Genomic DNA, 21,424 nt, shown 5'->3' with positions numbered 1-21,424 from the left:
GATTTATCCGTTCAGCTTCTGTGACCAGGACTGACAGGCCTGTTCAATTAACCGGTAAACAGATTCAAAGGCTTCCTGACTTTTGCGGTAAGGGTCGGGGATTTCCCGCCCCTCCAGCCAGTGCCCCAGCAGCATAGTCTTACCGCGCGCCTCGGGAGAGATGCGGCTGATCTGTTCCTGATGCGATTTTTCCATCACCAGAATCAGGTCATACTGACGGCCTAAGGCAGACGTAAACTGGACGGCGCGATGATGCTCAATCAGCAGACTGTGCTTTAAGGCCACCGCGACGGCGGAAGGGTCGGCGGAGTGACCGACTAAAGCCCCCATGCCGGCGGAGTCAATGTTTTTGCCCGGTAATGCCTGCCTCAAAATCCTCTCAGCGATGGGAGAACGACAGATATTCCCGGTGCAGACGACCAGAATGGAATCAAACATTATGGATTCCACTGCCGCACGAAACGACCGGCTTCAATCATGTCATGCACGCCTGTAATGGTCGGGACAATTTGGGAAATCACGCGGTTCCAGCGCACAACAGGCGCGGTGGTGACATACACAATATCGTAGGGTTGCAGCTGGAATTCGGTGCTCATTACCATCGACGCCGCATCTTTGGCGTTCAGCTGGTAGATGTTGGCGATCTTGCCCTGATTGCTGCCTTTCAGCGGCCTGATAACAAAGATCCCCGAGGCATCGGCCATGCTCTGCGAAATACCGTCTGAACTGCCCAGCGCTTCCGCCAGCGTCATGCCGCTGCGATCCATTTTGAGCGTGCTTTGTTTGACAACTTCGCCCATCACGAACACTTTCAGGTCATCATTGCGTGGTACAAATAAAATATCGCCGGGATAAAGGAGGCGGTTCTGGGTCAGGTCACCCTTTTGCATCAGCGCATGTAGCGAAATCTGTGTGTCTTTACCGTTGTGGTTTAGCACTACATTGCGCCAGTCAGCGTCCGGCGCTAATCCGCCTGCCGCATTAATCGCATCAATCACAGTAAGAGGAATATTAGTGATGGGCTGCTGACCGGATTTAATGACTTCACCGGTGGTGTATATTTTCTGCGAGCGGAAAGCGGCGATACTGACGTCCACCTGAGGGCTTTCAATATAGGTCGCAAGACGGCTGCTAATATCCTCGCGGATCTGGCTGACCGTTTTTCCGGTGACTTTCAGTTTGCCGATATAAGGATAGAAAATCGTGCCATCGGCATTGACCCAGTTCCCGGTGTCGCTGGCGCTGCGGTATTGCCCGGCCGGTGTCGTCAGCTCCGGGTGATCCCAGACCGTCACCATCAGTACATCACCCACGCCTACGTGATACTGATAACTTTTAAGCAGTTGATCTAATTGCGGGTTAGGACGCGCCATTACCGCATCCGGGCGTAATCCGTCGACCAGTCGTGGTGTTAACGGGTAAACATTCACCAGCTTATCAATATCAAAATGACTGTCCGGCTGTTCGATAACCTGCTTGTTCTGAGTTTGTAAACCTTGTCCGGGTATCACGGTGCAACCGCTTAATACAACGGACGTAAATGTCACTAACGAAATATTAAAAAAGCTATTTTTCATTATCTCACATCATCTGCTGTTCAGTTTTAATATCTGCCTTCCAGAGTAATTCCGTATTCCCTTCCGGCAGTCGCAATTTTCCATTCCTGTGTGAAGATATTAAAAAACATCAACTATTCTCATGCGAAATTCAGAGTCTTTTCGGGCATGGAAATATAAAATTCAGCTATAAATTATGATTTTCTCATTATGGCAAAACGTTAATACGCACCCTCTTTTTTCAGTACTACACCGACCGTTTTAAATAATATGGCGATATCATTCCACATGGACCAGTTTTTGACATACCAGGCATCAAGATAAACTCGGGTAGAATAATCCACTTCACTGCGTCCGCTCACCTGCCACAATCCGGTCATGCCAGGTTTACTCAACAGGTAATATTCGACCTCATCGTCGTAGCGCCCGAGTTCCGCGGTAATGATCGGTCGCGGCCCTACCAGGCTCATCTCACCTTTCAGCACATTAAATAATTGCGGCAATTCATCCAGGCTGGTTTTTCGCAGAAAATGACCAATCGGTGTAATACGCGGATCATTTTTCAGTTTGAAAGTAATATCCCATTCAGATCTGGCTTCGGGATCATTGGCTAACAACTCTTCGAGCACTTCCTTAGAATTAGTCACCATCGAGCGGAACTTCAGACACTTAAACGGCTTTCCCGACTGACCAATTCTTTCGTGTCCATAGATAGCCGGGCCACCGTCTTTACGTACTTTACGGGTAATATAAATCAGCAGCGGGGATAATAGGATGATGATAGAAAGAGAGGTAACGATATCGAACAGGCGTTTCGTCACACGCGAAGATAATTTCGCCAGATTTTGATGCACACGAAATATCATGACTTCCTTACTGAAAATAAATGACATATCGGTGTTATCCAGCGGCATACCGCGCAGCGTAGGAATAACAGAAACCGAGCTGTACCCGTGGATCATAAATACCCGTAGCCACGCGTTGCGGATCGCGCTCTGATGAGATTCAACCGCCACAATGAATTGCGTCTTTTTACCAACGTGAGTCCGCACCCAGTTTTCATCAGACGGCATGATGCTGACGCCTTCAATCGTATCGCCCGGTTTGTCTCCCGCTTCACTGGAAATAAACTGAGTGACGCGTAACCCCAGATTTCTGTCGCTTTTGATTGCACTGTAGGCTTCGCGGGCATTGTTACCGCTGCCGATGATGATGGCTTCACGCTGCCAGAATCCGAAAAGATGCAGTGCCTGCTTGGTCAGCATTCTGGCCAGAGGCAGCAGGATCAAGACCAGCATCCAGGTTAGTACCCAGAAGTAGCGGGAGAAATACCATTTTGCAAAAGCAATGACGGCAATTTCGATCAGTGCAAAAATCAGCAGTGTACGTAGTATTTCCTTGAGTTCGAACCAGAAGGTTTTGCGGTAGTAATAATGACGCAACCGCAAGTGGAACCACGCCACACAGCAAAAGGCCAGGAGACCGTGCAGTACGATCCAACCCGACGTCTGTGAATCCGGGATGCGTTGTTCGAAGTGCGTCATCACACTGCTGAGTATTCCCTTTGCCAGATAAAGCGAAAGGGTAAAACTGAGAAAATCGGACAGGGCGAGAAATAAGCTGGCGTAAATATTCCTGGTGAGAAATCTCATATACACCCCACAATGAGTAATAATTATCGCCTCTTCAGAAAATAGAAAAAACGATTATATGATGATGAATAAGATGCTAAGAAACAGAGCATCAGCAGGGCTTATTCTGACTTTTGTAATTTTTGTGTTTTCAAATCCCGCTAATTTTGGCTACGCTACCGCCCCTGGTTTACGGCCACCAATTTGCCAAAAAATGAATACAATAATCCGAACAACAGAATCCCCTCACCGAATAGTTCTGGTGATAATTCTCTTATGACTTAAAACGCGTTAAATTAAGGATGGCCAAATTAATCAGAAAAAAGAGCGTATAAGTTCTTCCTGATTATAAGACGTCCATAACTTTCCTTGCATCGCCTGAATATTACTGCCCTTTAAATACTCTATATGACGGGCATTTTCGATACCGCCGATAATGACGCCATGAGTGTACGGTGAAAGATGCTCAATTACTTTACGAAACGAGATGGTTCCCTGGTGTTGCCAAAAAAACTGCTTACTTATTTTTATTTGTTCAAACTTTTCATTCATGACAAGAGCAAGACTGGTATTCCCTTCGCCAAAACTGTCTAGCCATAGAGGGCAGTCCCTGGACAGAGCATGAAGAACCGGGCGTGCTTCTCCTGCGCTGAACTCTGGAAAAAACTCGCTGATAGCGAGTCTGATATAACTGTGCTGCTGCAAGACGTTACGCATAGCAGTATTATTCACAATATGACACGCTATCTCGTAGTCGATACGTATTGAAAGCAGGAAACCGTTATTAATAAAAACATCTGCATTAAGGCTGGCCATGGTGACCTGATCGAAAAATTTTTTTATTTTCTCTCCGGGCAGTTCATCGTTTCTGCGCAAAGTCTGTTCTAAGGAGTATTCATTATTTTTTGATTTTTTCACCAGTTCAAAACCCAGTATCCCGCCCGATACTGTCACTATGGGTTCAAAGAGATATCTGGAATCACTTCTTTTAACCGTACGCATCCCTTACCCCATAGCTAAAATAATCAAAAAGAGTTGATCAACAAAGGTTGTCAAAAACCAGCAATGCTTGCCTGGTATGTTGAATTTCAATTAAACAATTCTGTTTCCCACAGCATGTTTGTGTAAAAAGAACAAAGCAGAGCTGCTACTGGCATCAACACCAATTTTTCTTAAAGAATTACACTTATGCACACTGATGGTCTTCACACTCAGCTTTAAAATATTAGAGATGCTGGTGACTGAAAGACCGGACATCATCATCACTAAAACCTTTTCCTCCATCTTGGTAATTTTATAATCAACTGACTCCTTGTTATTGGTCATGTTCTGAAGCTGTATGAATTGCTGTACTGCACTCACTATTTCTGATAATCCTTTTTTCTTTTTAAGAAACTTAAACTGTTTCTTGAGCAGAAGTCCCAGCATCAACATATCAACTTCGGAAGAAACTATCAGTATTCGCTCGGGATCAACTATGTTGATATTTTCGTTTAGAAACTCGTAACACTGATGAAAACCGCCTCCGGAAGGGTCAATAATCAGATAATCCTTGGTAAACAAACTCACCCTATCGTCATGGTCATAGAAAATGACACCGTTAACGTAAGGTAGCTTCTTGGAGATTATTTCTTTCAACGCCAGTTTAGTGAACTGGCACTCACTCCAGATTATTACCCGAGGCATTGGGCCGCCTAATAGTGTAGTTTTTAAAAACGCTCAGACCCTTCTCTAAAAAAGCGGGAAGAATAGAGCACTTTCAGAACGAGATAAAAAATATAACTATTAATACCGCTTACTTCATATTTATTCCTTACCAGTTACTGTACGTAGAGTAATCCGCAGCCAAAACTCTTCAAATCGTTTATCTCGCTCACTATTACGCCAAACAATAGGTTTTACCGATCGATTTACACTTTCTTATCGTTACATACCCACTCAACACTAGGCGTTGTCCTACTAATAATTCGCATTCTCAGTCAATGTGTGAGCTGTGTAACGCTTTTAGCATTAATATTTGTTGAAATCTAAGACCTTTCTTAACGGCAATTCTGTTCGTTTATAAAATTTTATTAACGCGTGTATTGATCTGTATTTTTTGATTAAGGCAGGATATTCCGCTTTTTTAGGAGGAATTTTAGATTTAGTTTTTACGCAAAATAAATACTAAAAGTTCAGGTTTGGGTAACATTCTTAAAACCTCTTTAAATCATAAAATTAATTAGCCTTTTCATAAAACTTATGCACATTAAAGGCCAGATTTAATGAAGCGGGGCATTTATAAGACCATTCTTAATAATCAGCGCTACGGTGTATTTCGCTATAACTTCAGTTATAAAAAATAAAAACATCAACTCATGATGGGTTTATTTTCTAAGAGCATTCTCAAATTAATTGCTTTGCGTAGCGTGAGGAAAAGGATTTTAAGAGGATTAAGTCATTGTGATATTTTTTGAATGAACACGACCGGTGTCTTAGAGGATGTTAACAACTGACATGTTTTGAAAGGAAAAGGAGGGAAGCGGAGAGTTTTTAAAAGCGCAGGAGATCAGAGTTAACAAAAAAACCGCCATGACCCGGCGCCCGGTTAACTCTCCCACGCTGTGATTGAAAAAATTGCGCGACCAAATTTGATCAGCTCTGCTCCGACACCAGCACGGCCATCGTATCCGGTTCCAGCGCGCGGAAGATGTGCTCCACGTCTGCCGGATAAGAAATATAGTCCCCGGCGTTCAGCTCAACCGGCGATTCCACCAGCCCGACCAGCGCACGGCCCTGCGTGATAATGATGTGTTCGACCGAACCCTGCGGATGCGGGCTGGAGACGCGGTCAGCACCCGGCTGTGAAGTCAGCAGATAAATATCCCGACGTGCGCCCGGCGGGCAGGTGGCGAGCAGCACCGCTTTGTAATCCGCCAATTCTGCGACCACCGTCGGGCCTTCGCCACGGCGGATCACCTGCATTTTATTTTGCTCAGGCTCCATCAGCCGCGCAAAGGGAATATCCAGGGCGACGCACAGCGCCCATAGCGTTTCCAGACTCGGATTGCCGTTGCCTGCCTCCAGCTGCGAGAGCGTGGATTTTGCCACCCCCGCGCGACGGGCAACTTCGGCCAGTGACAGTCCGGTACGCTGACGTTCGCGCAACAGCCCTTTAGAAATAACGCTGATAGGTTGTGACATTGCAATACCCTATTTCATATAACGAACGATCGTTCGACTTGAAGAACGATTCAGATCCGTTCATTATAATGGATACTCGTTCGTTATGGGATTGAATTATGCGTCAGCGTCTCTTTTCTCCGCTCGGAAAGGATGTGGTGAAAGCCATCTTTCTGGTGTGTCTGGCCGACGGTCTGGTCGGCATCTCTTATGGCTCTCTGGCCGTCGCCGGGGGTTTTCCACTTTGGGTGCCCCTTGCACTCTCTTTGCTGGTGCTCGCCGGTGCGTCGGAGTTTTTGTTTATTGCTATCGTCGGCGGAGGCGGCAGTCCCTTCGCGGCGGCGGCAGCCGGATTGCTGGTAAATGCACGGCACTTACCCTTCGGGATCGCGGTGAAAGACCTGGTTGGCCAAAAACACCTCAGCTGGCTCGGCTGCCACATCATGAATGATGAAAGTGTGGTGTTCGGGATCTCCCAGCCGACCCATGAAAAGCGCAAAGCGGCTTACTGGCTGTGTGGGGCAGGTATCGCGCTGTTCTGGCCGGTCAGCGTCATCGCAGGCGCATTTATCGGGCAATTTATTCCTGACATTAAAGCCATCGGGCTGGATGCGGTTTTCCCCGCCATCCTGCTGGCACTGATATTCCCGGCGCTGAAAAATCGACGGACGCTGATCCCGGCCTCGACTGGCGCGCTAATTTCAGTCGCAGCGGTGCCGTTCGTGCCCGCCGGTATGCCGGTGCTGTTTTCACTGTTGGGATTGCTGACCTGGAGAAATAAGAAATGACACAGCCGCTGCTTCTGATCGCCGGTATCACCGTGCTGGCCGCCGGGACCTTCCTGATGCGTGTGTCTGGCTATCGTCTCGGTTCGCGCCTGAATTTATCGCCGGCGACCCAGACAATGTTATCGGATTGCGCGACAACATTATTACTGGCGGTCGCGGCAACAACCGCTCTGTATGAAGGCGCGCATTTTGCCGGGTTCGCGCGGGTGACCGGCGTCGGCGTGGCGCTGTTCTTAGCGTGGAGAAAGGCACCGCTGATCGTGATTATCATCGCGGCCGCTGTGGTGACGGCCATCATGCGACTGGCGGGTATTGCGTAACTTGTGACAAAAAAATGGCTCCCTGCGGAGCCATTTTTACGTTACTGAAGTTAAGCCTTACGCCACATCTTCATATTGTGGCACCGGATTGCGGAAACTTTTGGTCACGCAGGCCAGATAGACAAAACCGACAGCGCCCCAGATAAGCCCCAGGATCATCGAGCTTTCTTCCAGATTCACCCACAGTGCGCCCACTGTCAGCGCGCCGCACATCGGCAGGAACAGATACTGGAAGTGATCCATAAAGGTCTTGTTGCGCTTCTCACGGATCCAGAACTGCGAAATCACCGACAGGTTAACGAAGGTAAACGCCACCAGCGCGCCGAAGTTAATCAGCGCCGTTGCCGTCACCAGATCGAAGTTAATCGCCATCAGCGCAACCGCGCCCACCAGAATTACGTTGAAGGACGGCGTGCGCCATTTCGGATGAATATAGCCGAAGAAGCGTTTCGGGAAGACGCCGTCACGGCCCATGACGTACATCAGACGGGAAACGCCCGCGTGTGCCGCCATGCCGGAGGCCAGAACAGTGATGCTGGAAAAAATCAGCGCGCCGAACTGGAACGCCCTGCCCGCCACCTGCAACATAATTTCCGGCTGCGATGCGTCCGGGTTTCTAAAACTGGAGATGTCCGGGAAATAAAGTTGCAGGAAATAGGTCGCCGTGATGAAAATCGCGCCGCCAATTAATGCCGTCAGAAAAATCGCCCGTGGAATAACGCGCCCGGCGTCTTTGGTTTCTTCTGAAAGATTGCTGATACCGTCAAAACCGGTAAAGGAGAAACACAAAATCGTCGCGCCGGTAATCAACGGTACGGTATGGGTATTCTCGCCCCAGAACGGTTGGGTACTGGTCAGTGTGCCATAACCGGTGCCGTGATTAACGCCGTAAATTACCATGCCGGTGATCACCGTAATCAATATGATCTGCAACACCACTACCAGCGTATTAATGTTGGCGACGGTTTTAATACTGCGTAAATTCGACAGAGTCATAAAACCCACCAGCACGAAGACAAATATCCACGACGGCACCGAAGGCACCAGTGCTTCAAAATAGATTTTTGCCAGCAGGATGTTGATCATCGGCGCGAATAAATAGTCGAGCAGGGACGACCAGCCGACCATAAATCCGACCACCGGATGAATAGATTTTTGTGCGTAGGTATAGGCCGATCCCGCCGACGGATAGCGACGCACCAGCTTGCCATAGCTCAGTGCGGTAAACAGCACGGCGATCAGGGCGAAGGCGTAAGCCGTCGGCACATGGCCGTCGGTCAAACCAGAGACAATACCGAACGTATCGAACAGGGTCATAGGTTGCATATAGGCCAGACCTATCATCACAACCGGAACCAGCGTAAGTGTTTTACGCAGTTCCACGCGGGAAGTGCTGCCTGAAACGACGTTATCTGACATGATTTTTAATTCCCATGACGGAGAACGCCACATAAAGAGAGTGATGCACCATTTATGTTTCCTTGCGACATGACTGTCGGTATCTGAAAGTAAATATCTATCCGGTACGAAGCCCGGCCTCTGGTTTTTGAATGTTTTCTTGTAAGAAGAATGTGTTCTTGAATGACGTCTAAACGGGTTATCCCCGTTTTGCGGGGCGCATATTTTGCCTTATTAATGGCCGAAATGACAAGCCGAAGAAGGGCAAACGCAGGCAATAAATAAAATAAGCAGCCAAATCTGGCACGGATTGCCACACTGCTGACTCTGCGGGTTTATAAATTGTTTTTGGGATGTAAAACAAAAGGCACTGGCGGGTTATTAGTTTTATAAAGCGGCGATAACGGCTATTAAAAAATAACGATTAGACCTTTTGATTAACCTGCACGCTCCAAAAAATCCCACCTGAGCATCACCGGTCAAAGCATGGACAAAATCCTAAAACGCCGGTTAAGACACTCTTTTGTCGGTTGGGAGTTTACAAAAATCGGACATGTAGCAAGAATGAAAGAGATTTGATCTAAAAATGAGAAATGTCTGCTTTCCCGCAGTAATGATTTACGGGGTGTTATGTGTCTCTTTCAATTTCTGAATGGACGATGGCTAACGATATTGAGTGCTCGCATCTGACCGCGAGCAATTCCTCATTCCCGCGACATACCCACGATGAATACGTCATCAGCGCCAATCTGTCGGGTACGGAAGAGATCTGGCTGCAGGGCAAAACCGAGCTGGTTCGCGCCGGGGAAATCACGATTTATAACCCTTCCACGGTGCAATCCTCACTGTTTGGCGATGAAAAAGTCGAATTCCTCAGCGTACATATTCCCCAGTCTTTGCTGCGGAAGGTCTCGGTTGATCACAATCTGCGATCTGATCACTGCGCGCCCGTACTGACCGAAGGCGTGCTCAGCAATCCGGCGCTTTTTTCCGCGCTGCGCCATTACAAACGCACCCTGAACGACGACGATCAGGAGCAAAACTTATTGTGGTTGCTCGGTGCATTGCTGGAAGAACCGGCGAAAAAACAGGAGCAGTCGCTACTACCAGTCACGCTGGCGCTGGATTTTATGCGCGATCATCTGACCCGCAAAATCCATCTCGACACGCTGGCCCAGGTCAGCGGGCTGAGTAAATTCCATTTTGTACGGCTGTTCCGCCAGCACATCGGCATGCCGCCGTTGCAGTACCATATGCAGTTACGGCTGCTGGAAGCCCGCAATCAGTTGCGTAAAAACAACAATGCGCTGGACGTGGCCATCAGCCTCGGTTTTTACGATCAAAGCCACTTCATTAATACCTTCCGCAAAATGATGGGGATCACTCCCCATCTGTATTCCCAGTCGCTGCATGCCTGCGCTATACGCGGCTAAGCAAACCACTGACGTCTAGACCAAAATAAATTCGCGATAGCCGGAAATAACCACGTAAATGGCGAAATAGGAGAATATCGCCGCTGAGGCGACGTAGGAATATTTCAGCATTTTAGTGCCCAGCATTTTCCCGCCCCAGCTGCCGACGCAGCACAACACCACCGTCCAGAATACGCCCGCAATAAAGAAGCCGGTCAGGAACCACGAGGCGTTTGCCGTGCCGCCCTGCCCCATACGGGAAATTAGCGCGCCGCCGACCGCCGCAAACCACAGGATCGCCGTCGGTGACGACATCGCCAGCACCACGCCGCGCCCGAAATTACGCATCACCGAACGCGGCTGGCCGTTATCACTGGCGGACATATTCTCCGCCGGTGCCAGCGCCGCCCGGATCATCTTGTAGGTAAACCACATCAGCATCAGAGAACCGCCGACCCACAACACCCAGCGCACGCTCTGGTATTGCAGCAAAATCGTCATGCCTGCCAGCGCCAGCACCGCGTAGATAAGGTCACCAATACAGGTGCCAATCCCCAGCCAGAAACCGTGAAAATAACCACGCTGCATCGCCAGCGTGATCATCGCAATATTGGCAATCCCGATGTCCAGACACAAGGACAGGCTAAGCAAAAATCCATTTGAAAACGGCATCATAGTGGAACTCTCTTGATCAGCTGATTGTACTCGATCATGTCGTTGGTGGTGCCCAGACGCGCCATCAGGATCTCAACGTCTTCAGGATTGTTGTGCGGACAATGTTGCTGCATAAAGGTTTTAGCCCGTTCTGCATCGCCGCCCAGCAGTTCTTCGCTCATCAGCCGGGTCAGGCTGGCCATTTGCGTAAAGAACAGTTCAGGATGGAAACCGATGGTCTCTGCCGACAGCTCAATGCAGCCGTGTTCACGCAGATAATTGAACTGGATCCAGGCCGCTCCGGCGTCGGGATAACTCGACGGCCCCCGGCGCAGATAGCGCAGGATCTCCAGGAAGTAGATCCGCGCCAGCACGTTTCGGTCGAGCTGCAATCCGTCTGCAACCTGTGGCGTCAGGCACATCAGCAATCCAAACTGATCGGCCAGTGCTTCCTGCACAATCATTGATCCCCAGCGATCAATCTTGCTGAGCTTCGGAAATACGTTTTCGTTACGCACCAGCGAATGCCCGAGATCGTGCCCGCGGAACCAGGCGATCAGATAACGCTGACAAACGCGGCTTTCCGGCAATTCATCTTCCGCCCAGCCAAGGTGTGCGGCTTCGGTACGCGAAAACAACTCGAAGAGTTGCAGGTAGGTATTAGCAAATACCACTGTGCGTTTGACCGGGGAATACTTAAGCCCCTCATCTTCCGGGAAGAAATAAGCAAAATGTTTCGGATAGGTGTTGGCTTCTCCGGCAATGCCGAACAGGTTGATTATCTTGTACGCACAGCCCGGCAGCGCCAGCAGATCGGCGGCAATTTCTTTTTGCAGAAACAGCAGGCTTTCCGGAAACAGGCTGTCCATCACATCGGAGATTTCCTGCAACATCGGCGCGGGTTCACCGAACCATGACGAGTAATAGCTTTGTTTAGATTTTCCCACCCACGTCGAGGTCTTGCCGATGCCCAGCACCAGCTGCTGCTCATCAAGACCGGCAATTTGCGGCAGCACGGTTTTGCCACAGGCATCATCCGCCAGAATTTCGGCACGCAGGAACAGCCCGCGACGGGTATCCGGATCGTCAAACAGCGGCGCTAAGCGGAAACACTGGATCGCCATTTCTTCGCGCAGTGCATCGAGCAAACGACTTTCACAAGCGGCTTCCAGCTGATTGATGGCCTCAGTCAAACGCAGGCAATAATGAATGGTTTGCACCGCTTTAGGATTGATATTTTCCGGAACATCCAGATCCATCATAGAAACCTGGTATGCCGTCGCAGACGGCCAGAATGACGTAGTAAACATAATTTCAAATCCTGAGTGCGGGGTAGAGAGGTGGACTCACTACATCACTCCCGCCACATCGGGTATTGGAAGAAATTGCGCACCGACGAAGAAGTGCAAAGGTAGTCATTACAAGCCTGCGATCAGCGACTACAGTTGATTCATACGTTTCCTCTTTGCTAAGCGCTTAACACCATGAGCTTTTCTCTCAAACATTACCTGCAAGTGCGCTCCCGGTTGCTGATATCTATTCTGGCCGGGGTGGCCTGCTTTTTTCTTCTGCCCGCCCATCTCGGGCTGTTGCAGCGCCTGCTGATCGGCTGGAACGTGCTGGCGTGGCTGTATCTGTTTTTCCTGTGGTTTCGCATGCTGCGCACTGAGGCGAAAAATATTCCGCACATCGCCAAAACGCAGGATGAAAGCGCTACATTGGTGCTGAGCATGGTGACGATCACCTGTCTGGTGAGCATTCTGGCGATCCTGATGGAGCTCGGTTCGCTCAAAGACCTCACCGGTACGCCGCGTGCCCTGCATATTTTGCTGACCGCCACGACGCTGGTCGCTTCCTGGGCACTGCTGCCGACCTCTTTTGCTATGCATTACGCCCATCACCATTATCTGCGCCGCAGCAAAGACGTGACGCCGATGATTTTTCCAGAGAAACCAGAACAACCCGGCTACTGGGATTTCCTGTATTTTTCTTTCACCATCGCCGTGGCCTCACAAACCGCCGATGTGGAAACCGGCACCACCGATATACGCCAGATTGCGCTGTTGCAGTCGGTGATTTCGTTCGTTTTTAATCTGGCGATTTTAGGGCTGTCGATTAACGTCGGCGCGGGATTGTTAAACTAGGCGAGCAAAGTAATTCACTGTTATCCGTGAAATTTTCCGCACAGAATACTATAAGCTATAAAACAACGACTTTAGACTTCTATACGTCTAAAACTTAGTGTAGGTTTTTACAATATTCCTCCATTTTGGTTACGTTTAAGGAAAGATTTGCTTATGCGCACTTCGTTTGTTGCCCTGACACTCCTTACCACCACGCTGTTTTCTGCCACCACCTTTGCAGGCACCACGCTGGATCGCGTGACCAAAACCGGCGTCCTGCGCAATGCTATCGTCAACGATTATCCGCCGTTTGGTTTTATCGATGACAACAACCAGCTGGCTGGTTTTGACGTCGACGTGGCGAAAGCCGTGGCACAGCGCATGGGCGTGAAACTCGAACTGATCGCGCCGGGCTGGGAAACCATCGTTGGCGGTAAATGGCAGGGGCGCTGGGATACTTGTATCTGCTCGATGACGCCAAACACCGAACGTGCCAAAGTCCTCGATTTCCCGACGCCGTACTACAACTCCCCTGCGGTGCTGGTAGTGAATAAGAAAGATGACCGCATCAAATCTGCCGCTGACCTGAGCAACAAAAAGATTGGCGTCGGTATCGGTTCGACTTACGAAACTTATCTGCAAAAAACGCTGGTGATCCCCGCCAGCAAACCGATTGTCTTCCCGTTTGATAATGTGCAGGTCATTCCAAGCGATGAGGAAGTCGCGTTCCAGAACCTGGCGCTCGGGCCGGGCGTGCGTCTTGACGGCGTGGTGTCGGATTTAGCCACCGCCAATGCACGTATTAAACGCGCGCCGGTATTCAAAATCGTCACTGAGCTGTACGCCGAACCGAACTGGGTCGCCACCGACAAGGGCGACGCCGAATGGGACAAGAAAGTCGCTGACACCATAAAATCGCTGCGCGATGACGGGACGCTGGCCAAAATTTCCCAGCACTGGCTGGGCGAAGACATTACCCACGAGGTGCCGTAATGCCACAAATGCCGGACAGCCAGCCGAAGGCCGAAACGCCGGAGCGCTGGCATCACGCACACGCGTTTAGCTTCAAAACCGGGCTGACGTGGCTGATTTTGCTTAGCCTGCTGATCGGCACCTTCAGCAAGATGGGGCTGGACTGGAGCCTCATCAGCCAGAAATTGCCGTTCCTGCTGGGCCTGCGCCTGTCGCCGGACGGATTTATTCAGGGCGCGGCGCTGACCATCATGATTACCGCCTGCTCGATGTTTTTCTGCCTGCTGATCGGCCTGATTACCGCCCTCGGGCGGATGTCGAATAACGCGCTGGCATTCGGCTGCGCGACGTTTTACGCCTCGTTGTTTCGCGGCACGCCGCTGCTGGTGCAGGTGTTAATTATTTATCTGGCGCTGCCGCAGTTCGGAATTGTGCTCGGCGCACTCAGCTCAGGCATTATTGCGCTGTCGATGAACTACGGCGCATATTTGGCAGAAACCATCCGCAGCGGCGTACTCTCGGTGCCGCGCGGCCAGCAGGAAGCGGCACTGGCGCTCGGTGTCTCGCGCTGGACGGTGGCCATCCACGTCACCGCCCCGCAGGCGCTGCGCATCATCATCCCTCCCGCCGGTTCGATGTTTATTTCAATGCTGAAAGACTCTTCGCTGGTCTCCCTGATGGGCTTGTGGGAACTCAACTTCCTGGCGCAATCTTATGGCCGCAGCACCTACCGTTACATGGAAATGCTGGCCACCGCCGCCGCGATTTACTGGATTATGTCGATTGTGTTAGAGCTGTTGCAAAGCCGGCTTGAGCGCCGTTTTGCGCAGGGCCATCGCCGCTAATTTCGCTATTTTTTATCACGGGTACGCCATGTCTTTTCCTGAAGATTTTCGTTTAATCAGTTATCTCTCGCAGCTGGAACACGACGTCCGTTTTCCGCTTTCCTCTTCCTACCCGGAGTCGATGAGCATCGATACGCTGTTTGAACTGGCGGGAAAAGAGCATCGCGCGCCGTTTATGCAAACGATGCTGGATTACCCACCGCTGCGCGGTACGCCGGAATTACTCGAGGCGATTGCTGCCACCTACCGGCAGATCACGCCGCAGCAGGTGATAAGCTTTGCCGGAGCCGACGAAGCCATTTACGCCAGTTTTCAGATGCTGCTTGAACCGGGCGATCATGCGGTCGTCATCACGCCAAATTATCAGTCGCTGGAGAGCGTGCCAATGTCGCGCTGTGACGTGACCGGCGTGGCGCTGGATGAAAATGACAGCTGGGCGCTGGATACGGCAAAAGTCCGTGCGGCTCTGCGGGCGAATACCAAAGTGCTGGTGATTAACTTCCCGCACAACCCGACCGGCGCGCTGATTTCGCGGATGCAGTTGAACGAACTGATTGAAATGTGCCGCGCGCGCGGGATCTGGATATTCTCCGACGAAGTATATCGCCTGACCGAATTCGACCCGGCGGATCGCCTGCCGCAGCTGGCGGACGTTTACGAGCGCGGCATTTCGCTCAACGTCACCTCGAAAGCCTACGGATTGCCCGGTCTGCGCATCGGCTGGGTGGCCTGTCAGGACGACGCGTGGATGCAAAAACTCGAACGCATGAAACAGTATCTGTCGATCTGTAATTCCATGCCCGGCGAGTTCCTGACCGCCCTTGCGCTCAACGCCCGCGCGCCGATCCTCGAAAGGGTGATGGAGCGCTCGCGCAGCCAGCTCGCGGCGCTCACCGCGTTTCTGGCGCGCTATCCGGACAGGTTCACTCTCGCCGTGCCAAAGGCCGGTGTGCTGGCGTTCCCGCGTTATACCGGGCCGGAAGGCGCAGAAATCTTTGCCACGAGGCTGGTGGAGGAAGCGGGCGTGATGGTCATTCCGTCCGTCACCTACGCCTCAGAACTCAACCCGGTCTCAGAAGATTTCCTGCGCATCGGTTTTGGCCGCGCCAATCTCAGTCAGGCGCTGGCGGAAATGGGCAAATGGCTGGATAAACAGTGATCAGCATAGAACCTGTTTTTCCGTCAGAAAATCAATAAATACCCGCACCTTCGGCAACATGTGGCGGCTGCTCGGCCAGACGACCGAGAACTTGCCGCCCTCTTTCAGGTGCGGCTCCAGCACAGAGATCAGTTCGCCGGAGGCCACATAGTTACGCACGATAAACTCCGGTACATACGCCAGACCCAGCCCCTGCAACGCTGCCTGTAAAATGGATTCCAGATTATTGCTGCTTAGCGCCAGCGGCAGTTCCGGCGGGATCGGGCTGTTGGTCGCCCATTCCTGCCACTGACCGTTGCCCGGAAACCGGTAGCGCAGGCAGGCGTGATGTTGCAGGTGTTCCGGCGTCAGCGGCACGGCATGTTGCGCGAAATAGTGCGGACTGCCGACAATCGCAAAGCGAAACGGCCCCAGGCGGCGGGACATCATCTGCGAACTGCTCAGCTCACCGCTGCGGATAGCGATATCAAACCCTTCATCAATCACGTCCACCATCCGGTCGCTGAAATCTAAATCCAGCTCGACCTCCGGATAACGCTGGCGGAATTCCGGCAGATGCGGCAGCAGAATCCGGTAGCCGATGGCAGGCGCGGTGATGCGCAATTTGCCGCGCGGCACAGCGGAGATGCGCACCAGCTCCTGCTCGGCCTCTTCCAGTTGCGCCACAATGTTCTGGCAGCGCTCGAAAAATAACTGGCCTTCATCGGTCAGGCTGATGCGCCGCGTGCTGCGGTTAAACAGCCGCACGCTGAGTTTTTCCTCCAGTCGCGCCACGCTTTTTCCCACGGCTGACGCCGAAATTCCCATCCGCTCCGCCGCCGCGGCGAAGCTCTCGTTTTGCGCCGCACGCACAAATGCCAGTAACCCGTTGAGATTATCCATTTATCCCTTTCTCTTATTCGAGCGTTTTAGTCCTGAATCATCGGACTTTTAGCCTGTTTCCGCCAGATTACCGACAATTTATCATCACCGATATATACCACTACGGGACAAATTTATGAATACATCCTCAACGCATCCGGCGGGCAGTCTCAGGGTTCTGGTGACAGTTTGCATTGCGGCGGTGATCCTGCCGCTGAACTTTGTCAGCGGTGCGGTGGCGACGCCTGCCATCGCCCGCGAACTCGGCGGAAGCGCACAGGCGCTGAGCTGGGTCACAAATTCCTTCATGCTGACGTTTGGCTGTTTCCTGATGGCCGCCGGTGCGCTGGCCGACGAAATTGGCCGCAAAAAAGTCTTTATTAGCGGGGTTTCGCTGTTTGCACTGCTTTCCCTGTTACAGGCGTTCAGCAGCAGTCTGCTGTGGATTGATCTGCTGCGCGCCGCGCAGGGTGTCGCCGCCGCCGCCGCGCTGGCCGGAGGCGCTGCCGCACTGGCGCAGGAATTTGACGGCGCTGCCCGCACCCGCGCGTTCAGCCTGATGGGCAGCAGTTTTGGCGTCGGGCTGGCGTTCGGGCCGTTTCTCGCCGGAGCGCTGATTGCCCATTTCGGCTGGCGCTCGGTGTTTTTTTCCGCGACGGTGATTGCCGTGCTGGCGCTTATCACCGGCGCGTCAAAAATGCGCGAGACGCGTAATCCGCAGGCGTCCGGTATCGACTGGCCGGGGACGGTGTCGTTTACCGCCATGCTGGCGTTGCTGACCTGGGCGCTGATGGCCATTCCGCAATACGGCATTCCAAGCCCGCAGGTGCTGGCGCTGCTGGCCGGTGCTGCACTGCTGCTGGGCATTTTTGTGTGGGTCGAGTTGCGCGTGAAGCAGCCGATGCTGGATTTATCGCTGTTCCGCTACGTGCGCTTTATTGGCGTGCAGGCGCTGCCGCTGGCGACCGGGTTCTGTTTTGTCGTGCTGCTGGTGATTTTGCCGATGCTGTTTATTGGCGTGAAAGGGCTGAGTGAGGAACGCGCCGGGCTGATGATGATGGCGCTTTCCGTACCGATGCTGGTGGTTCCGCTGCTGGCGGCGTGGCTGACGCGCTGGATTTCCGCTGGCGTGCTCTGTACATCGGGGCTGGTCATTGCCGCCGCCGGGCTGGGCTGGCTGAGTCAGGCGATTCTGGCGCAAAACATAACGGCGATGGTTGCGCCGATGCTGATAATTGGCATCGGCACCGGTCTTCCGTGGGGGCTGATGGACGGCTTATCGGTCAGCGTGGTTCCGAAAGAACGCGCGGGGATGGCGACCGGAATTTTCAGCACCACCCGCGTCGCTGGCGAAGGGATTTCGCTGGCGATCGTCGGTGCAATCCTCGCCTCAATGAGCCACAGCGCGCTGACGGCGCATTTCACCTCCGGCGACCTCAGTCAGGCGGCGCAGCGGCTGGCGACAGGGAATCTGACGGTGGCGCAGCAACTGCTTCCGCAGGCCAGCACGGCGCAGCTTCAGCAGTTATACACCGCAGCGCTGCATCCGCTGCTGCTCTGCCTGATGGCGATCACGCTGTTTTCCGCGCTGGTGGTACTGCTGGCGCTGAAAGGCAATCAGCAGGAAAGTGAAGCCGCGCCCGCCGGTCAGAACGATCTGTCGCCGTAATCTGCTTCCAGTACAGGACGCAGCCGGGCATAGGTTTCTTCAATCTCCGCCGGTATGTCCACCTTCGCAATAAAGCCCGCTCCGCGCGGGCCATATCCGCCGGGTGCATCACGCAGACGCGGGATCTCGCCCAACAGCAGGGAGATAAAACGCGGCAGTGACCACAGGCTTTGATTATCACAACCGGCAAACCGCAGGCCGTGGTCGTCCCGCTCAAGCTGCGGGGTAAGCACCGGCCAGCGGGTAAAAATGACATCGGGCCGGTCGCGCCAGACGTGACGGAAACTGGCGTCGGTGCGCAGCTGCATCAGCGGATCCTGCGTGAGCAGGATGTGCGTATGTGCATCACCCGCCTGCTCCAGCACGCGCCGCGCCTGCACGGCATTATCGCCGCAATTAGTAGAACCGGTTTCCAGCAGCATTTGCTCAGGCTGCAGGCCAAAACACTGTACGGCGATATCTCCTAACACGTCGGCTTCGCTGCGGCCAGCCGTCGCAATGTGCTGATAGCGCGGATGCTGCTGCACGGTATGGTACAAAAGTTCAGTCGAATGACCGATGCCTCCGGCGATCAGTAAACGTGAAACCCTGCCCTGTGCCCGCGCCTGAAATGCTGCTTCGGCGGTGGGTAAAATGGCATTCCCCAGCAGGATCAGCAGCGTTGGTTCGCCCGCAGGGCCATTTCCCAAGGTCTGGTCCGCAGAGAGAAATCGCGCCAGCCGGTTCATATCGTCAATCACAGCGTCAGAAAACATCACAGCCTCCGTCTGATAAAGATGACTATCATAAACCTATAACACCACTCAAAAAATGGTTAAAAAACCTCACCGATCACATGAGGAACACCAATCATTAAATATAAAAAATGTCATTTTGTCGGGATAAAAATTCACTAATTTTGTTTTTATGGTGTTTTTATCCTTATTCGACAAAAACGCGTAAAGATCCCCTTAAGGTAAATTTATTAACTTATATTTAACCTTAACGGCCGACTTCATCATGTTGTTAGGGTCAGGGATCTTTTCAAGGCTTGTGAGAAACACGAATCCCGCCCGCTTTGTCGCCGGTAATTGTTTTTTTTAGCTGTTTTGATTACTTCATGACCACCAGAGGATTTCCACATGCCGTTGCGCAGCGATGGCATGCATGCACACCAGTGTAAGCAGGTATTGGGAGTCATTATGGGCGAAAAAAATTCTTTATTACTGGCTATTCTGGCCGCGGCAACGTTAACCCTGACCGCAGGCGCACAGGCAGCCGGGACATTAACAGGGCAAGTAGGCGTTCAGCTGACCATCAGCACCGGGTGTACCGTCGGTAACGGCACCGCCACCGGCGGGACTAACCAGTGGGGTACGTTGAACTTTGGTAATTACGCCGATTTAACCAGCGTAATCAACGGGACAGTGCTCGGCGCTAACGGCACCAGCGCGGTGACCGTCACGTGCAGTACCGGTCTGAGCCCGACCCTCTCCCTCAACGGCGGCCTCGCCGCAGCCGGCGGTTTGCGTACCATGACCTCCAGCGGTAACAGCATCCCTTATCGTCTTTATTCCGACACGGCACGTACTACCGAAATCGCGATCAATACGCCGATCACTCTCGGTACAGGCACCACTGCGCAAAATATTCCGATTTATGGTCGCGTACTGCCTGCTGACCAGACCAGTACGACACCGGCTGCGGGAACTTACAACGATACGGTCGTCGCCACCCTTGCCTGGTAATTCGCTGACACGTCAGGGTTGAGAGGCCCTGAACGATTGGAAAGAGGGTCAGTCAAGGAAGGAATGGTCATGGACATCAAAGTACTGTTGTTGCCAGCCCTGATTGCGCTGCTATGTCAGGCGGCTATCCCGTCTGCCTATTCTGCGACGCTTGGGATCACCGCGACGCTGCTGCCTGCCTGTACGGCAGGCACGACGGTGGGCAGCAGCACGACGTTCGGCACGCTCAACTTTGGTAACTATGCCACCCTGACCAACGCAATTAACGTCACCAGCGCCCAGCTGGCGGGATCGATTCGGGTGAATTGCGTCAACGGACTGAGCTACAAAATCCTGATGGATGGCGGTACAGCGGGCAGCGTAACCGCCCGCAAGATGGCTAACACCACCAACAGCGCGTTAACGGTAGCCTATAACCTCTATACCAGCGCGCCACGCACTACGATCTGGGACAACATCACCGGCCTGAGCGGCACGGGTTCCGGCGCCGATCAGTGGTACCCGGTGTATGGCCGCGTGCCGATGCAAACGACCCCCGCTGCCGGTGTGTATACGGACACGGTCAATGTTACCGTCAGCTGGTAGCGGGGGCCGCAAAATGTCTGAATGCGCCCTCTTCCTGCTGGCTTCGTTGTCATTCCTCTTTTCCCCTGCCTTGCTGGCAGCTACCGCCACGAGCAGCTTTACCGTCAACGCCACCATCACCAACGGCTGCGCGTTTGGCACTTCCCTCAGCAGCCCGGTGACCAGCCTCGGCACCATCAACTTTGGCTCTTTTGCCTCCGTCCCCACCAATGTCGATGTGGTCAGCACCTCCGGCGCCGGTTCCGTCGTCGTGACCTGCACGCCCGGCGCGACGGTGGCGATTGCCATGGATTACGGCACCCACGGCGGTTCGGCGACACAACGTTACATGGCCAACAGCGGTGCTACCGCCACGCTGGCTTATCAGCTTTATCAGGACTCAGCCCATACCAAGGTGTGGGGAACGGCTGCGCTGGCGATGACCGTCAGCAGCTTTCCGGCCACGACACAAACTTACCCGGTCTATGCCCGGTTGTTTTCATTCACGACATCACCCACTGCGGGCACTTACACCGACACGGTGACCGTGACATTAACTTATTGAATCATCAGGATGTGAACT

22 protein-coding genes are annotated in these 21,424 nt (G+C 52.6%); 11 read left to right on the top strand and 11 right to left on the bottom strand.

Translation table 11 applies throughout. From position 1 onward, the window contains the following. Positions 1-3: 3 nt before the first annotated feature. From GE278_04075 to GE278_04050, 6 genes are all read right to left on the bottom strand, one after another. Positions 4-438: a protein tyrosine phosphatase gene (locus GE278_04075; GenBank protein QLK60013.1), complete on the bottom strand. Its 435-nt coding sequence runs from the start codon at positions 436-438 to the stop codon at positions 4-6. Further along, positions 438-1,577 carry a polysaccharide export protein Wza gene (locus GE278_04070; protein QLK60012.1) on the bottom strand — a complete coding sequence of 380 codons (1,140 nt, stop codon included), beginning with the start codon at positions 1,575-1,577 and terminating at the stop codon, positions 438-440. Before GE278_04070 ends, GE278_04075 begins: the two co-directional genes overlap by 1 nt. A gap of 200 nt (positions 1,578-1,777) precedes the next feature. Continuing rightward, the gene (wbaP, locus tag GE278_04065; GenBank protein QLK60011.1) at positions 1,778-3,208 is read right to left on the bottom strand and encodes an undecaprenyl-phosphate galactose phosphotransferase WbaP; all 1,431 of its coding nucleotides are present in this window, start codon (positions 3,206-3,208) and stop codon (positions 1,778-1,780) included. Between the two features lie 294 nt (positions 3,209-3,502). Next, on the bottom strand, positions 3,503-4,189 hold the full coding sequence (locus GE278_04060) for an EAL domain-containing protein (GenBank protein ID QLK60010.1): 687 nt from the start codon (positions 4,187-4,189) through the stop codon (positions 3,503-3,505). Between the two features lie 90 nt (positions 4,190-4,279). Next, positions 4,280-4,873, bottom strand: a complete 594-nt coding sequence (locus GE278_04055; protein QLK60009.1) for a LuxR family transcriptional regulator — start codon at positions 4,871-4,873, stop codon at positions 4,280-4,282. A gap of 948 nt (positions 4,874-5,821) precedes the next feature. Next, the gene (locus tag GE278_04050; protein ID QLK60008.1) at positions 5,822-6,370 is read right to left on the bottom strand and encodes a helix-turn-helix domain-containing protein; all 549 of its coding nucleotides are present in this window, start codon (positions 6,368-6,370) and stop codon (positions 5,822-5,824) included. A gap of 98 nt (positions 6,371-6,468) precedes the next feature. On the opposite strand from GE278_04050, the gene GE278_04045 reads away from it, so the two are divergent. Beyond that, a complete protein-coding gene (locus GE278_04045; GenBank protein QLK60007.1) occupies positions 6,469-7,137 on the top strand; it encodes a branched-chain amino acid ABC transporter permease in 669 nt (222 codons plus the stop codon). Then, the gene (locus GE278_04040; protein ID QLK60006.1) at positions 7,134-7,457 is read left to right on the top strand and encodes an AzlD domain-containing protein; all 324 of its coding nucleotides are present in this window, start codon (positions 7,134-7,136) and stop codon (positions 7,455-7,457) included. The genes GE278_04045 and GE278_04040 overlap by 4 nt, the downstream gene beginning before the upstream one ends. A gap of 57 nt (positions 7,458-7,514) precedes the next feature. Here the strand turns inward: GE278_04040 and GE278_04035 are convergent, their stop codons facing one another. Continuing rightward, positions 7,515-8,876 (bottom strand): amino acid permease, encoded by a 1,362-nt coding sequence (locus GE278_04035; protein QLK60005.1) that lies wholly within the window; start codon positions 8,874-8,876, stop codon positions 7,515-7,517. Positions 8,877-9,487: 611 nt separating this feature from the next. Here GE278_04035 and GE278_04030 point away from each other — a divergent pair. Then, the gene (locus GE278_04030; protein ID QLK60004.1) at positions 9,488-10,288 is read left to right on the top strand and encodes a helix-turn-helix domain-containing protein; all 801 of its coding nucleotides are present in this window, start codon (positions 9,488-9,490) and stop codon (positions 10,286-10,288) included. Between the two features lie 15 nt (positions 10,289-10,303). Here the strand turns inward: GE278_04030 and GE278_04025 are convergent, their stop codons facing one another. Both GE278_04025 and GE278_04020 read right to left on the bottom strand, forming a co-directional pair. Next, positions 10,304-10,942 carry a LysE family translocator gene (locus GE278_04025; protein QLK60003.1) on the bottom strand — a complete coding sequence of 213 codons (639 nt, stop codon included), beginning with the start codon at positions 10,940-10,942 and terminating at the stop codon, positions 10,304-10,306. Further along, positions 10,939-12,231: a hypothetical protein gene (locus GE278_04020; GenBank protein ID QLK60002.1), complete on the bottom strand. Its 1,293-nt coding sequence runs from the start codon at positions 12,229-12,231 to the stop codon at positions 10,939-10,941. The genes GE278_04025 and GE278_04020 overlap by 4 nt, the downstream gene beginning before the upstream one ends. A gap of 174 nt (positions 12,232-12,405) precedes the next feature. Between GE278_04020 and GE278_04015 the strand changes: the two genes are divergently transcribed. The 4 genes from GE278_04015 (at position 12,406) to GE278_04000 (ending at position 16,020) form a co-directional block, all read left to right on the top strand. Further along, positions 12,406-13,065, top strand: a complete 660-nt coding sequence (locus GE278_04015) for a DUF1345 domain-containing protein (protein QLK60001.1) — start codon at positions 12,406-12,408, stop codon at positions 13,063-13,065. 153 nt (positions 13,066-13,218) lie between these two features. After that, positions 13,219-14,037, top strand: coding sequence for a transporter substrate-binding domain-containing protein (locus GE278_04010; protein QLK60000.1), 819 nt, complete (start codon positions 13,219-13,221; stop codon positions 14,035-14,037). Continuing rightward, the gene (locus GE278_04005; protein ID QLK59999.1) at positions 14,037-14,861 is read left to right on the top strand and encodes an ABC transporter permease subunit; all 825 of its coding nucleotides are present in this window, start codon (positions 14,037-14,039) and stop codon (positions 14,859-14,861) included. The genes GE278_04010 and GE278_04005 overlap by 1 nt, the downstream gene beginning before the upstream one ends. Positions 14,862-14,889: 28 nt before the next feature. Then, complete coding sequence (locus GE278_04000; protein QLK59998.1) at positions 14,890-16,020, top strand: aminotransferase class I/II-fold pyridoxal phosphate-dependent enzyme; 1,131 nt, start codon at positions 14,890-14,892, stop codon at positions 16,018-16,020. Here the strand turns inward: GE278_04000 and GE278_03995 are convergent, their stop codons facing one another. Further along, positions 16,021-16,902 (bottom strand): LysR family transcriptional regulator, encoded by an 882-nt coding sequence (locus tag GE278_03995; GenBank protein ID QLK59997.1) that lies wholly within the window; start codon positions 16,900-16,902, stop codon positions 16,021-16,023. It lies immediately after the preceding gene. A gap of 115 nt (positions 16,903-17,017) precedes the next feature. Between GE278_03995 and GE278_03990 the strand changes: the two genes are divergently transcribed. Further along, complete coding sequence (locus GE278_03990) at positions 17,018-18,550, top strand: MFS transporter (protein ID QLK59996.1); 1,533 nt, start codon at positions 17,018-17,020, stop codon at positions 18,548-18,550. Here GE278_03990 and GE278_03985 read toward each other — a convergent pair. Next, complete coding sequence (locus tag GE278_03985; GenBank protein ID QLK59995.1) at positions 18,529-19,305, bottom strand: YdcF family protein; 777 nt, start codon at positions 19,303-19,305, stop codon at positions 18,529-18,531. The two genes, GE278_03990 and GE278_03985, sit on opposite strands and share 22 nt — an antisense overlap. A 426-nt stretch (positions 19,306-19,731) precedes the next feature. Between GE278_03985 and GE278_03980 the strand changes: the two genes are divergently transcribed. The 3 genes from GE278_03980 to GE278_03970 all read left to right on the top strand — a co-directional run bounded on the left by GE278_03980 (position 19,732) and on the right by GE278_03970 (position 21,406). Beyond that, on the top strand, positions 19,732-20,277 hold the full coding sequence (locus GE278_03980; protein ID QLK63180.1) for a spore coat protein U: 546 nt from the start codon (positions 19,732-19,734) through the stop codon (positions 20,275-20,277). Positions 20,278-20,346: 69 nt separating this feature from the next. Next, positions 20,347-20,862 carry a spore coat protein U gene (locus GE278_03975; GenBank protein ID QLK59994.1) on the top strand — a complete coding sequence of 172 codons (516 nt, stop codon included), beginning with the start codon at positions 20,347-20,349 and terminating at the stop codon, positions 20,860-20,862. Between the two features lie 13 nt (positions 20,863-20,875). Beyond that, positions 20,876-21,406, top strand: a complete 531-nt coding sequence (locus GE278_03970; GenBank protein ID QLK59993.1) for a spore coat protein U — start codon at positions 20,876-20,878, stop codon at positions 21,404-21,406. The last annotated feature ends 18 nt before the right edge of the window (positions 21,407-21,424 follow it).

It is taken from the genome of Enterobacteriaceae bacterium Kacie_13, from assembly GCA_013457415.1.
GTDB lineage: Bacteria > Pseudomonadota > Gammaproteobacteria > Enterobacterales > Enterobacteriaceae > Rahnella.
Note: the sequence above shows the minus strand (reverse complement) of the source record. Positions and strands in the feature narration are given on the sequence as shown.